The organism is Bartonella bacilliformis KC583, from assembly GCF_000015445.1.
Taxonomy (GTDB): domain Bacteria; phylum Pseudomonadota; class Alphaproteobacteria; order Rhizobiales; family Rhizobiaceae; genus Bartonella; species Bartonella bacilliformis.
The window spans coordinates 1,129,587-1,143,173 of sequence record NC_008783.1; the positions used below are offsets into that span (position 1 = coordinate 1,129,587).

General features: G+C 35.0%; 10 protein-coding genes and 1 pseudogene. 10 read left to right on the forward strand and 1 reads right to left on the reverse strand.

Annotated elements, in window-relative coordinates:
- Positions 1-227: 227 nt before the first annotated feature.
- The 8 genes and pseudogenes from BARBAKC583_RS05330 (at position 228) to BARBAKC583_RS05355 (ending at position 10,268) form a co-directional block, all read left to right on the forward strand.
- Positions 228-890, forward strand: a complete 663-nt coding sequence (locus BARBAKC583_RS05330) for an LON peptidase substrate-binding domain-containing protein (protein WP_005767679.1) — start codon at positions 228-230, stop codon at positions 888-890.
- A 13-nt stretch (positions 891-903) separates the two neighbouring features.
- Entirely contained in the window at positions 904-1,080 is a 177-nt protein-coding gene (locus BARBAKC583_RS06865) for a Trm112 family protein (protein WP_005767680.1), read from the forward strand.
- A 1,755-nt stretch (positions 1,081-2,835) separates the two neighbouring features.
- Positions 2,836-3,122: pseudogene (locus BARBAKC583_RS05335) on the forward strand (LON peptidase substrate-binding domain-containing protein); the annotation flags it as partial.
- A 13-nt stretch (positions 3,123-3,135) separates the two neighbouring features.
- On the forward strand, positions 3,136-3,309 hold the full coding sequence (locus BARBAKC583_RS06985) for a Trm112 family protein (protein WP_005767682.1): 174 nt from the start codon (positions 3,136-3,138) through the stop codon (positions 3,307-3,309).
- Between the two features lie 2,708 nt (positions 3,310-6,017).
- Positions 6,018-7,049, forward strand: coding sequence for an aspartate-semialdehyde dehydrogenase (locus BARBAKC583_RS05340; protein WP_005767683.1), 1,032 nt, complete (start codon positions 6,018-6,020; stop codon positions 7,047-7,049).
- 707 nt (positions 7,050-7,756) lie between these two features.
- Positions 7,757-8,575, forward strand: a complete 819-nt coding sequence (locus BARBAKC583_RS05345; protein ID WP_005767694.1) for a MetQ/NlpA family ABC transporter substrate-binding protein — start codon at positions 7,757-7,759, stop codon at positions 8,573-8,575.
- Positions 8,576-8,581: 6 nt separating this feature from the next.
- The gene (locus BARBAKC583_RS05350; RefSeq protein WP_005767696.1) at positions 8,582-9,616 is read left to right on the forward strand and encodes a methionine ABC transporter ATP-binding protein; all 1,035 of its coding nucleotides are present in this window, start codon (positions 8,582-8,584) and stop codon (positions 9,614-9,616) included.
- On the forward strand, positions 9,609-10,268 hold the full coding sequence (locus BARBAKC583_RS05355; protein ID WP_005767698.1) for a methionine ABC transporter permease: 660 nt from the start codon (positions 9,609-9,611) through the stop codon (positions 10,266-10,268). The genes BARBAKC583_RS05350 and BARBAKC583_RS05355 overlap by 8 nt, the downstream gene beginning before the upstream one ends.
- A gap of 5 nt (positions 10,269-10,273) precedes the next feature.
- On the opposite strand, the gene BARBAKC583_RS05360 is transcribed toward BARBAKC583_RS05355, so the two are convergent.
- Positions 10,274-10,753 carry a MaoC family dehydratase gene (locus tag BARBAKC583_RS05360; RefSeq protein ID WP_005767700.1) on the reverse strand — a complete coding sequence of 160 codons (480 nt, stop codon included), beginning with the start codon at positions 10,751-10,753 and terminating at the stop codon, positions 10,274-10,276.
- 169 nt (positions 10,754-10,922) lie between these two features.
- Here BARBAKC583_RS05360 and BARBAKC583_RS05365 point away from each other — a divergent pair, with 169 nt between their 5' ends.
- Together BARBAKC583_RS05365 and BARBAKC583_RS05370 are read left to right on the forward strand one after the other, a co-directional pair.
- The gene (locus BARBAKC583_RS05365) at positions 10,923-12,248 is read left to right on the forward strand and encodes an NAD(P)H-dependent oxidoreductase (protein ID WP_005767702.1); all 1,326 of its coding nucleotides are present in this window, start codon (positions 10,923-10,925) and stop codon (positions 12,246-12,248) included.
- 302 nt (positions 12,249-12,550) lie between these two features.
- Positions 12,551-13,294, forward strand: a complete 744-nt coding sequence (locus BARBAKC583_RS05370) for a creatininase family protein (protein ID WP_005767704.1) — start codon at positions 12,551-12,553, stop codon at positions 13,292-13,294.
- The last annotated feature ends 293 nt before the right edge of the window (positions 13,295-13,587 follow it).

Consider the following 13,587-nt stretch of genomic DNA (forward strand, 5'->3'; position numbering starts at 1 on the left):
CATAAACTTATACATATAAAATCTTGCTTAATACAATTCATATTGTTGCAGTTATTTTTACTTCCCATTATATATGTGATTGAAATTGCTGTTCATTATAAGCAAATAAAGTTTTTTAAATGATGACTTCAACTTAAATAATATAGTCTTTACCTATGGCTTAATGATATCATAAACTAGGATCGTTTGCACACCAAACGACATTGGATAAAGGTTATAAAACCACCATGAAAGCTGGAAATATTTGCTATAATTGCGAAAATGACTTACCAAAGAAAATTGCTCTCTTTCCTTTAGAAGGTGCGCTGCTTCTCCCTGGAGGTTTTTTATCGCTCAACATCTTTCAACCAAACGTTCTTGAAATGATTGAGGATGTTATGGCATCTAACCGTCTATTAGGCATTATTCAACCACTTTCGTCAGATGGAGACTGCCCCTCTACCCAGCTTTACAAGATGGGCTGCATAGGTCGCATCACAAATTACAATGAAACAGGAAATGGACGACTCCTGATTGCACTACAAGGCATTTGTCGTTTTACCCTAGAACAAGAATTAGTAAACACAAAATCTTATCGAGTTGCCATGATTCAATCCAATACAAAAGATTTACAAGAACCTGACACTTCAGAGAGCATTAATCGGGAAAACTTATTAAACGCTATTGAGCATTATCTAACCATCCATGAAATGGAGCATAACTGGGATAGTATTGTACAAACACCGACACCGGTATTGGTTAATGCACTCTCAGCCCTTATTCCTTTTGCTCCAGAAGAAAAACAAGCTCTGCTGGAAGCGCCAGACATTGAGAGCCGTGCTCAAACCCTTCTCGCTTTAACAGAGCGTTCCCTCATGAAACAGAAAGGATTAAACAACCGTTTAAATTAATGGATTTAATGATATGAAAAAAATGACAACCGATCCTAAAATGCTTGAACTTCTTGTTTGCCCCATTACAGGGGGAAACCTCTCTTTTAATCGAAAAACACAAGAACTTATTTCACTCAAAGCAAAACTTGCCTATCCTATTCGCGACGGTGTTCCCATTATGCTCGCTTCAGAAGCTCGTCCTCTATAGGAAAATGGAAATAAATCTTTTCTCTTTATAAAAAACGGCTTGTAGATCACCCATAACGCCAATGGATAGACTTTCTCAAATTTACTCTTCTTCAAGGTGTATTTCTTTAAAGAAAACACTCTGAAAAATTAAAGAAATATCAAAAAATTTCCCCCCGTGATGATATCAAAAAATTAACTATCCCCAAAAAACAGTATCATCGGCAATAACCATGAGTAAAGTGATAAAATATCAACACGATACTCCCTTCATGATACTATAATTTTACCAAAAGTTAAAATGAGTATTGATGTCTGAAAAATTTCAATTTTCTCAATATCAAAACTCCTCTATTTTCTCCAAATTTCTAAGAGAATATCCAGATTTTCTGTATAATATAAGTTTAAAATTCCCTTTAATATTCGTAAAAGTCGGGTTTTGTGTAGAAGAGTATATTCAAATAATTCAATTGACAAACAGGGCTTAAATACATAGTTTAGTTATTAAGGCTTTGGACGTTTTTCGTCAAAGATTAAGGGAGGGAAGCAGAAAATCTTTCGTTTTTAATCTTTTAAAAGTTGAAACTGGATATCTAGATGTTCATCTGGACATTCTTAATGTATGTTTGAGCATCTGGTAAATTATTTATTATAAGGGGGGTTATACCATGATTGGTATTTTTTTAAGTCTTTTTGGTTTTTTGGTGAGCGTAGGCGGCATGGTGAATGACATCATTCACAATTTCACGTAAATAACTCTAATGAGTTTATAATCATCTCAATTCTTCAACGAGGAGAGATTTTATGATTTACTGTTCATCCGTTAAGTAGGGTGAAATCAAACGGTGCTCTTTTCTTCCAGTATATTGCCCAAATTGGTATGTATGCGTGAAGTTGATTTTTCACTCATTTTCTAGTTTTTTAAAATAAGAAAAAAGTGAAAAGGCCTATGATTTTACTGATACGAAACGATATGAGTAGAAGAATTATTCAATCACTGATCCATGAATAATCGCGTTAAATAGTTGAAGTATTGTGATACAATTAATGCAATTACCCCATTTGGATTCCCTGCCTATTTGGGGTTTTTGTCTGTTTAGAGATTTTTTCTCGATTTTTGATAGAGCAATCAAGAATAACACAAGCTTCCCGTCTATTAGCTTATGTTGCAAAAAGTTGGCAACAAGTGTTATAAAAACTTACTTGTTCATCTTTCAGATTACTGTCAATGAGAATGATTAAATAATCTTCTGCTCATATTGTCTCGTATCAGTAAAATCATTGATATCTCTCTGCTCCCTCATTGAAAATGAGAAGTCAAACTTCTATACACATCTGCACTCATGGAAGCAGAGAATACCAACTACTTAAACTTATCTAAGCAATAAAGCCACTAATCACGCCATATGACGCAACTCCCGGAACTATAGACATAATAATAGATATTAAAAGTGCAATCATGATACCCCCCCCATAAGAAAAATAATTAAAGATTTAAATAAACATTATATCAAAATACACTTCTTCAAAGATTTAAAAAATGAAATACTGCTTATATTCCTCCCTCTAATCTTCTCTAAATATATTCAGAACTTCAATAAAGAAGATATGTCCCAAACTCTCCTTGTCAACCTTATGATTTAAATATTCTCTTTTTTTCATCACAAATATTGACATTGATATTGATGAAATACAAATAGTTTTATCTGTGCAACAAATATTACAAAATTTAAAAACCTCATATCAGAAAATCATCAACCAGAACTGATGAACACAGAGAACCTTGCAATCCCTTGACATTTCAGAGAGCATTAATCGGGAAAACTTATTAAACGCTATTGAGCATTACCTAACCATCCATGAAATAGAGCATAACTGGGACAGCATTGATAAACACCGACACCGGTATTGGTTAATGCACTCTCAGCCCTTATTCCTTTTGCTCCAGAAGAAAAACAAGCTCTGCTGGAAGCGCCAGACATTGAGAGCCGTGCTCAAACCCTTCTCGCTTTAACAGAGCGTTCCCTCATGAAACAGAAAGGATTAAACAACCGTTTAAATTAATGGATTTAATGATATGAAAAAAATGACAACCGATCCTAAAATGCTTGAACTTCTTGTTTGCCCCATTACAGGGGGAAATCTCTCTTTTAATCGAAAAACACAAGAGCTTATTTCACTCAAAGCAAATTTTTCCTATCTTAAAAAAAGGCATAAAATTTTCTTAACAACAATGTTAAAAAAGCCGTAAAATAGGCAAACCCATCCCTTCTTGCTTTCTCAAGATATTATTTTCAATTTTGAATATAAAAATTATTAAAATGATCGTTTTTAAATGGCTTAATTACATTATTTTCATAGCATGACATAAGTTAGTAGACAGGAAATTTGTGTTATTCTTGATTGCTCTATCAAAAGTCGAGTAGGAAAAATCTCTAAGCAGACAAAAATCCCAAATAGGCAACAAACCTAAATGGGGTGATTGTATATAGCGTATTACAACACTTCAGTTATTGAACAATTTTTATCAATAATTGGAAACTGAATAACCTTCTATCTATAATCCACAAAATTTAGTTATACTTACTGTAATAGCTGATAATCTTATTCGTAAAATTTTTACATTACATTTTAGAAGTAAAATATATCGTTCAGTTTTACCTAATTTAAACGGATACTCAGATAATAAGACAGTCTTCCATTAAAGAAGAAAGATCAATAAGCTTATAGATTCAACGTGAACAATATTGATTCAAATACGTAGACTATCCCAAGGAAAACACCAAAAATCATAATAACCCCCATTATAAATAATTAAAAATATCTAGATAAGCATTCCTATTTGAAAAGCTTAAATTTTCCTAATTAACGTAAGGATTCTCTTACACTTCATAGAGAGAACCCTAACGCATGTATTGTGCGCTTAAACATTCATTTGTCAGCTTTACTGTTTAAACGCTCTCTTCCATCTTCCATAAAAATCATGAAATAGAAGTCGTATTACCCTTAAAATATCTTTCGACAATCCATCTTGAAGATAAAAAACAGCTTCATTTTACCTGATTTACACAGATGATAAAAACAATAGCAATCCTCTATTAAAGAATAAAAAGCTATATAGAACCGTTATGGAAGCATGAACCAGAATTCTAGTGCGTACACAAACCCAACGATAGCCATAAAAACCATAATATCCTCCCCTCTTATAAAGAATTAATAAATATTCGCATCCAAAAGGCTTAAATGCTCTCAATTATAGAAAAACACCTACCCTCCCCTAACGCATGTATTGCGCGCTTAAACATTCATTTGTCAGCTTTACTGTTTAAGCGCTCTCTTCCATCTTCTATAAAAATAATTTTACTTGTAGAATATCTTGCTACAGTTCATCTTGAAATTAGAAAACATTATCCAATCCACCTAATTTAGAAGGATGAAGAACTACAAGAATCTTCTATTAAAGAATAAAGAGCAACACAAATTGTTACGGATGCATGAAATACGCAGCTTCTAATGGATATACCACCCAAGTTACCAAAACCCATAAAGCATACAAAAATGCCATAATAACCCCCATTATAAATAATTAAAAAATATCTAGATAAACAATCGTATTTGCAAAGCTTAAATTCTCTCTATGAACGTAAAAATGTTCTGATGTTCATAGAAAAATATACAGAGCTCAATGCATTTACCGTATGTTTAAACATGACTGGTAAACCCTATGTCTAAGTGCCTTTCTTCCATAAAAATCATAAAACAGAAATCGTGTTACTCTTAGAATATTTTTCTAAATTTCATTGTAGAAATAGAAAAGATTATTCAATCTCTACCTGATTTCAATGGATAAAAAACAACAGAACTCCTCTATTGAAGAATAAAAGCTCTACAGAACATGCTTAACCAAAAATAGAAAATAGCTCGACAGCAAGCAATGCAAGAAAACCAAACATATGCAGCCCCCCATTTTTACAGACAATTAACAAAATTCCAGATAAACACTCACATCTGAAAGGCTTAACTTTCTCTATGAACGTAAAAATGTTCTGACGTTCACAGAAAAATATACGGAGCTTTAATGCATTATTGTATGCTTAAACATGACTGATAAACCACTCTGTTTAAGCTTTCTCTTCCATATAAATCAAAAATAGAAGTAGTAGTGTTACCCTTAGGATATCTTTCTAGATTTCATTGTAAAAATAGAAAAGATTACTCAATTCTATCTGATTTAAACAAATGAGAAATACAATTAGGCAATTTTCCATGAAAAAACAAAAAAATTACACTAACCGTGAATGTATGAAGTATTATACTTCTAATCCATACACAATATTAAAAACCCAAGAAACAAGAAATGCAAAAATCACAATACCCCCCTTGTATTATAATAATTAACAAGATACTTAGACAAAATAAAAATACATCTACGTAAGCACTCATGTTTGAGCGCTTGTGTCTTAGATTAAGGTAAACATCTTTATTAATTTCAGAAACCCCCAACTCTTGTTTTGTAAATATTTAAATCTATTTGTCAAATATTATTTTATATTTATGCAAAAAATATTTATAATGTTAAGATACAAATAATTTTATGTGTATAATCAATGTTTTAAAATTCAAAAGCCTCACAGCTAACATAATAATAACAGTGTAATAATTGACAGGATATGAGGAATTCTCTAGATTGGAGCCTCGTCAGAGAAATGTTCATACAGCCCAGCATAAAATACTCAAATTTTTCTCAGTTTTCAAGATTAGCAAAAGCGGTTAATTGCAAAATAAATCGGTTGTGAATGTTGTGATCATAACCAATATACGTGTAAGATCGTATTTAAGAAAATGAAAATAAAGATTATTCAATATTCGTCAGCCAACTCACCCTTTCCTGATCTAGTACAGGAAAGAAGATCGACAGTGTATTAGTTTTTTAAAATAAAGGTATAGGAGTGTAAAGCCATGGCTTTTAAAGTTGCAGTCGTTGGCGCAACCGGGAATGTTGGCCGTGAAATGCTAAAAATTCTAGAAGAGCGTGGTTTTCCTGCAAGTGAAGTCGTTCCTTTAGCTTCACGACGTTCATTAGGACAGAACATCGTTTATGGTGATAAAACCTTAAAAGTGAAAGCACTTGATACATACGATTTTTCCGACACTGATCTGTGCCTGATGTCTGCTGGAGGAGGAATTTCCAAAGAATATGCCCCTAAAATTGGTGCCGCTGGCTGTGTAGTGATCGATAATTCATCGACTTGGCGCTACAATGCTGATATTCCTTTGATTGTACCCGAAGTTAATGCAGAAGCGATTAGCGGCTTTTCTAAACGCAATATTATTGCTAACCCCAATTGCTCAACAATTCAACTGGTTGTAGCTTTGAAACCTCTCCATGACGCAGCAATCATTAAACGTGTTGTTGTTTCCACTTATCAATCAGTTTCCGGAGCGGGCAAAGAAGGAATGGACGAGTTGTTTGAACAATCACGTGCTGTTTTTGTTGCTGATCCAATCTCATCAAAAAAATTCACCAAACGTATTGCCTTTAACCTCATTCCCCATATCGATGTTTTCATGGAAGATGGCTACACTAAAGAAGAATGGAAAATGATGGTTGAGACGAAAAAAATTCTTGACCCTAAAATCAAATTGACAGCCACAGCTGTTCGAGTTCCTGTCTTTATCAGTCATGCTGAAGCCGTTAATGTTGAATTTGAAAAACCACTAAGCGTCCATGAAGCACAAACCCTACTGCGCGATGCACCTGGTTGCCAACTTGTGGATAAGCACGAAAATGGTGGCTATATTACACCTTATGAATGCACAGGAGAGGATGATACTTTTATCAGCCGTGTTCGTGAAGATATCACTGTTGAAAATGGTTTAGCTTTCTGGATTGTTGCTGATAATTTAAGAAAAGGAGCAGCATTGAATGCGATTCAAATTGCTGAACTTTTGATTAATAATCATTGGATCAAACCCAAAGCATCTGCCTAAAAATAGCTGCTAAACAACAAAATAAAACAAGTCTTCCCTGTATGTTGTACACATTACAGGTGACTTTTGCGCATAACATAAATATTGCCCATAGCTACTAGACAATTATCCGAACAATCTCACCATTAGCAATTCTAAACCTTAATCCTCCAAAGATACTAAAATTATCATCGTGGATAAAATTTCTCTATAAATTATCCTTTTTCCTTTGCGATAATTTTCAGGAATAAAATATTTGTCTTTGTAATAATTGATTGCGTTATAAAATGATGAGGTGTTCTTTTATTTTCTTTTAAAAGCTATATTTCGAGAAAAGTTCTTTTTGTTTTCTCCCTAATACCCCTCATACATTACATATAAGCATTACATTTATAGTCCTGCTCATATCATAACTAACTTCTTTCAAAGAACATAATCTGATTACTCTTTTTCAAGTAATTACTGCTTAAAGAAATTTTTTAATGATTTTATCAAATAATAAAAACGTAAATTTTATTTGCTAAATTTTAAGAAAAATATCCATTGATAAAATCATATTTTAATAAAAAATCTTATATTATAAAATAAATAATTTATTTAAAAATAAAATTATTAAATATTTTATAAAATATTATTATATTATTCTATTTTAATATTTAATTTATAAAGAAAATATATAAATTTTTCTTTAGAAATTCTCTGAAAAAACACAAGAAAGACAAATATTTATGACACTGAACAAACTGTCCTGGTACACTATAATTGGATTATTCCTTTCTCTTGCTGCATGTTTTTTTTATGCTCCCGTTGCCATGGCAGTAGACAAATCAAAAATCAAACTCGGTGTCATGGAAGGAGCAGAGGCCACTATTTGGGAAGTTGCCATTGAGCAAGCTAAAAAAGATGGTCTTGATATTGAGCTCGTTTATTTTTCTGACTACACACTGCCCAACGATGCTGTTCATGCTGGAGATATTGATGCCAACGCTTTTCAGCACACACCTTATCTTGACACGCAGATGGAACAGCGTGGCTATAAACTTTCAATTATCGGATATACTTTTATCACTCCAATTGGTATCTACTCACACAAAATTACAGATATAAAAGATCTACAAAATAAGGCAAATATTGGCATCCCCAATGATCCATCTAATGGTGGCAGAGCCTTACTCTTGCTCGATTCTTTAGGTATCATTAAGCTAGAAGATCCTCATAATGTTCTTGCATCTCCACTTGATATCGTTGAAAATCCTAAAAATGTGAAAATCCATGAATTAGATGCCGGTATTTTAGGACGCGCCATTGATGATTTTGATATTGTAATTGTGAATACAAATTGGGCGCTGACAACTGGATTAAACCCACAAAAAGATGCCATTGCATGGGAAAAAGCAGAAAATAATCCTTATAGTAATGTCATTGTCGTACGCACTGCAAATAAAGATGAACCATGGATCCAAAAATTAGTTGCTGCTTATAATAGCGAACCAGTCCGAGCAAAACTTAAAGAAATTTTTGGCACAACTGCCCAAACATCTTGGTAACTGTGAATGGAGAATCCTGCCCTTATTTCCCTAAAAAATGTTCGTCATTGTTTTTCTAAAACAGCAGCTATTCCAGCGCTTAACAATTTATCTCTTGATATCCATGCAGGTGAAATTCTTGGTATTATCGGACGCAGTGGGGCAGGAAAATCCACATTGATGCGGTGTTTAAATGGACTAGAGAAAATCAATGAAGGAAAGCTTTTTTTTGAAGGAGTGAATATTTCAAACCTATCAGAAACAGAGTGGGCTCCTTATCGCCGACATATCGGGATGATCTTCCAACATTTCAATCTTTTATCGTCTCAAAAAGTTATTGATAATATTGCATTACCACTAAAATTAGCAGGCATAAACAAAAAACAACGCCATAAACGTGCTTTTGAACTCATTGAATTGGTCGGGTTATGTGGCAAAGAACACCACTATCCTTCAGAACTTTCAGGAGGGCAAAAACAGCGTGTCGGTATTGCACGATCTCTGGCTGCTAATCCTAAAATATTATTATCAGATGAAGCTACCTCTGCTCTTGATCCTGAAACAACGCAATCTATTCTAGAGCTTCTTGCTGATATCAACCACCGTCTCAACCTGACTATTGTTCTCATTACTCATGAAATGGAAGTTGTACGCACGATCGCGCATCGCGTTGTCGTCCTTAATCAAGGAAGCATTGTAGAAAAAGGACGTGTTAAAGATATTTTTACATCACCACAAGAAGATACAACCATCGCTATGCTAAAACTTGTAACACCACAGCTTCCAAAAAAAATTGCACAAAAACTCAAACCAAGTGGTCAAGAAGCTGTCATTGAAATTAACATTGACGGCGAAATCGCACAACAACCTTTCTTAAATCTTCTTGAAGATGATATCGGATTAAGGGCACGTATTCTACACGGCGGTATTGATACTGTTCAGGGAGAAACCATTGGACGCCTTTTTTTAGGTCTCCCCAGCCAAGATAAAATAGTGTTGGAACAAGCTGTTAAATGGTTAACAGAAAAAGGTCGATATTGCGAGGTTTTAGGCTATGTTTAAGACTCTCCTGCATGAGCTACTTAACGCCATTCTTGATACGTTATTGATGACAACAAGTGCCTCTTTAATCGCTCTTATCATCGGACTTCCGCTTGGCTTGCTGCTCTATACAACAGCATGTGGGGGGCTTTATGCATCATCTCTTATTAATCGTCCTCTGAGTGTCATTATTGATAGTACTCGCGCTATTCCTTTTATTATTCTCGCCTTTTATCTTTTGCCTGTCACGCGTATAGTTTTAGGAAGCGGTGTGGGAATTCACGCCGTGATCTTTGTACTCGCCATTTCAGCTATCCCCTTTTATGCACGTATTGCAGAATTATCATTCAAAACGGTTGACCATGGTTTAGTAGAAGCAGTCCGTTCTATGGGGGCTAGTCGTTTACAGATTATTAGGCATGTGCTTATTCCTGAAGCACTCCCTAACCTAATTAATGGCTTTACAGTGATGATTATTTCTCTTATCGGAGCCACTTCACTTGCTGGATATCTTGGCGGTGGTGGTTTAGGAGATATGGCAATTCGCTACGGCTATCAGCGCTATAATACCTCAATCATGACAATCGTTATTATTGCTCTGATCATACTGAACATCACGGTTCAATGGTTTTCTGATCGCATAACTCAAAAATTGGACAAAAAAAATCCTTGAACAATTTAAGAATCTGATTTTTCTTTTTCAACAGTGGTAATAACAATCCAATCAGCAGTAAGAGCTGGATTTTTTGACTGTTCAATTTCTATTGTAACTTGATAATAAAAAACCACCCGACCAGAAAGACGCACTTTTGCATCACTTAAAACAAAACGAGCTCGTATTCGCGCACCTGTTTTCACAGGGGTCATAAAACGCACTTTATCAAAACCATAATTAATCCCCATCGTTGCCCCCTCCAACTCTGGCAAAACCTCATAAGCCAGCGTAGACAAAAGCGATAATGTTAAAAAACCATGTGCAATAGTGCCCCCAAAAGGTGTTTCTTTTGCTTTTTCTTCATCAACATGGATCCATTGATGATCATCTGTTGCAGATGCAAATTGGTTAATCATATCTTGTGTTACCAAACGCCACGACGATACACCAATTTCCTGTCCAATGAAATTAGGGATGTCTTGTACTGCTATTTTTCGCTGCATAATACCATTCCTATTTTGTTCGATAAAAAGCTCACTCTCTTCCCCCTTGCTTTTATAGAAGCGATTAATTAGAGCATCAAGAATAAAAGAAATGAAATATTTCAAAAATAAATGCACCTTATCAAGAAAATGTCTCGTGAAAGAGACACTTTTCAAATAGGAAAAAATAATGGCCAGTAATGTAACCTTGACAGGTTTAGCACGTGATTTAAAACAATATGCAGAACAGCATCACCCAATCCGTATTGGACTTGTTGGATGTGGTGAAATGGGAACGGATTTATTATCAAGCGTTGCGCATATAGAGGGCATAACGGTTGCAGCTGTTGTCACCCGAACACCTTTGCGTGTTTTAGATGCTGCCGCTCTGGCCTATGGTGAAAAAGGCCATGCTATTGCAGTTGAAAACACAAAAGCTTTAACTGAAGCCATTGAAAAAGGCTTAATTGCTGCCACAGATGATCTTGACCTTGTTTTAAAACATGAACAAATTGACATTATCGTTGATGCAACGGGCTATCCTGAAGCTGGTGCAGAAATTGGCTTCAAAACGCTTGAAAATAATAAACATCTTGTCATGATGAATGTTGAGGCCGATGTTACAATTGGCACTTATCTCAAACATGAAGCCGATAAAAGAGGCCTCATTTATACATTGGGTGCTGGTGACGAACCCTCTTCCTGTATGGAATTGATCGAATTTGTTTCAGCCCTTGGGCATCAGATTATTGCGGCAGGTAAAGGGAAGAATAATCCGCTTATTTTTGACGCTATTCCTGATCATTATGAAGAAGAAGCCTCTCGGCGTAATATGAATGTTCGCATGTTAGTTGAGTTTATTGATGGTTCTAAGACAATGGTTGAAATGGCGGCTATTGCCAATGCAACAGGTCTTGTTCCTGATTGTGCAGGAATGCATGGTCCACAAGCTGCGCTTGAAGAGTTAGATAGAGTATTCATTCCCCAACAAGATGGTGGCATTTTAAATCGATGTGGTGTTGTGGATTATTCAATAGGTCGGGGAGTATCTCCTGGTGTTTTTGTGATTGCAAAAATAGCACATCCACGTCTACGTGAGCGTATGGAAGATTTAAAAATCGGACGAGGACCCTATTTCACCTTTCATCGCCCATATCATTTAACTGCAATGGAAGTTCCTCTTACCTGCGCACGCGTTATGCTGTATGGTAAGGCAGATATGGCACCGCTCAGTCACCCAGTAGCAGAAGTCTGTGCTGTTGCCAAAAAGGACCTGCACCCAGGCGACCAATTAGATTTTATTGGTCTCCATACCTATCGCGCTTGGACTATGAGTGTTGCAGAGGCACGTAGCCAGCAAGCTATTCCTTGTGGCCTGCTAGAAAAAGCAACAGTTACAGCTGAAATAAAAAAAAATGAGCTCATTACAATGCACAATACAGCCATTCGCGAAAACCAGTGGATTGCTAATCTTCGCACAAAGCAAGACCTTTTGCTCAATTTACATGCTTCCTAATAGCGCACATCAACATCTGTTTTTTGAAAAAACACTGAGTTATTATAATAAGCATGCTAAAATAAGCACACTCACGACAATAATATTCTCATAATCTCTTATCATTTATAATGATGATTATCTTATAATTGCCAGCCTTTTCAATAAAGCGCCCATTTTTTATCATACGCAACGCAGATTGAATAAAATAAAACTCTTAATTTGAACTTTGCTTATATATAGATTATAATTTTAGGAGAGCTCGCTTATCAGAGCGAATGCATTCCGCATCCTATTCAGTGACCTTTTTTTGTGATGAATTTATGGTTTCAGACATCCCTTTCCTTGCTCTTTTACCCCTGGGAGCTCACGAATATCATGGAGATCATCTCCCTTTTGAAACAGACTGGATTATTGCAGAATCTTTTGCAAAAGCGCTCATCTTAAAAACAAAAAAGCAGTTTCATATCACATGTTTACCAGTTGAAAAAATTGGCTATTCAGTAGAGCATATGGATATCGCTGGAACACAAACGCTTACTTTTTTTGATGCCATAGAACGCTGGATCAATATTGGTGAAAATTGTTACCGAAAAGGTATAAAACGTCTTCTTCTTCTCAATGCTCATGGAGGTAACTCACCGTTAATGAGCATTGTTATTACTGAATTACGGAAGAGATTTTCAATGCTTGCAGTTGCTACAAGTTGGAAGCGTTTTGGCTTACCAGAAGGTTTAATGGAAGCATCACAACACCATCTTGATATTCACGGAGGATTTCTTGAAACCTCCTTAATGCTCTATTTAGCACCAGAAAAAGTGCATATGAAAAAAGCAAAAAATTTTCATAACAAACAAGCTGACATGATTGCCTATCATAAATATTTACGTGCTTATGGCCCCCATGCTTTTGGATGGATCATGCGTGATCTTAATGCGCAAGGAGCAGCAGGTAATGCAAGTCAGGCAACTTCTCAAGCAGGTGAGGCAATTTTTTCTCATGTTCTTTGCGGACTTTGTGACTTACTTGATGATATTAATCAATTTAAAATAGATGCATTACAATAAAAAACGTAACTATGGGGAAAAACATAACTATTAAGGAAGGTGCAAAATACACCTGAAAATTTTTCATTGCAATCCTCATAAGTTACCAAATTAGATACCTCCCCTTTCAATTGCAAAATCTTCCCTGTTCTATCATTTCCCTTTAAGCTTTCTATTGTCTTTCTCCCAATATAAAAAAAGACGTACCGATTTATTGCTTATTTTATTCAATCACCACAAGCATAATCCATTTTTAGACTTTTTTGAAAAAAATAATCAAACAAACATAAAAATAAAAATCACCCCTTTGCAGC

What these genes read in the sequence shown, in the direction of transcription:
- BARBAKC583_RS05340 (WP_005767683.1), top strand. Translation starts at nt 6,018, where the DNA reads ATGGCTTTTAAAGTTGCAGTCGTTGGCGCAACCGGGAATGTTGGCCGT.
- BARBAKC583_RS05350 (WP_005767696.1), top strand. Translation starts at nt 8,582, where the DNA reads ATGGAGAATCCTGCCCTTATTTCCCTAAAAAATGTTCGTCATTGTTTT.
- BARBAKC583_RS05365 (WP_005767702.1), top strand. Translation starts at nt 10,923, where the DNA reads ATGGCCAGTAATGTAACCTTGACAGGTTTAGCACGTGATTTAAAACAA.
- BARBAKC583_RS05330 (WP_005767679.1), top strand. Translation starts at nt 228, where the DNA reads ATGAAAGCTGGAAATATTTGCTATAATTGCGAAAATGACTTACCAAAG.
- BARBAKC583_RS05355 (WP_005767698.1), top strand. Translation starts at nt 9,609, where the DNA reads ATGTTTAAGACTCTCCTGCATGAGCTACTTAACGCCATTCTTGATACG.
- BARBAKC583_RS05370 (WP_005767704.1), top strand. Translation starts at nt 12,551, where the DNA reads ATGGTTTCAGACATCCCTTTCCTTGCTCTTTTACCCCTGGGAGCTCAC.
- BARBAKC583_RS05360 (WP_005767700.1), bottom strand. Translation starts at nt 10,753, where the DNA reads ATGCAGCGAAAAATAGCAGTACAAGACATCCCTAATTTCATTGGACAG.
- BARBAKC583_RS06865 (WP_005767680.1), top strand. Translation starts at nt 904, where the DNA reads ATGAAAAAAATGACAACCGATCCTAAAATGCTTGAACTTCTTGTTTGC.
- BARBAKC583_RS05345 (WP_005767694.1), top strand. Translation starts at nt 7,757, where the DNA reads ATGACACTGAACAAACTGTCCTGGTACACTATAATTGGATTATTCCTT.
- BARBAKC583_RS06985 (WP_005767682.1), top strand. Translation starts at nt 3,136, where the DNA reads ATGAAAAAAATGACAACCGATCCTAAAATGCTTGAACTTCTTGTTTGC.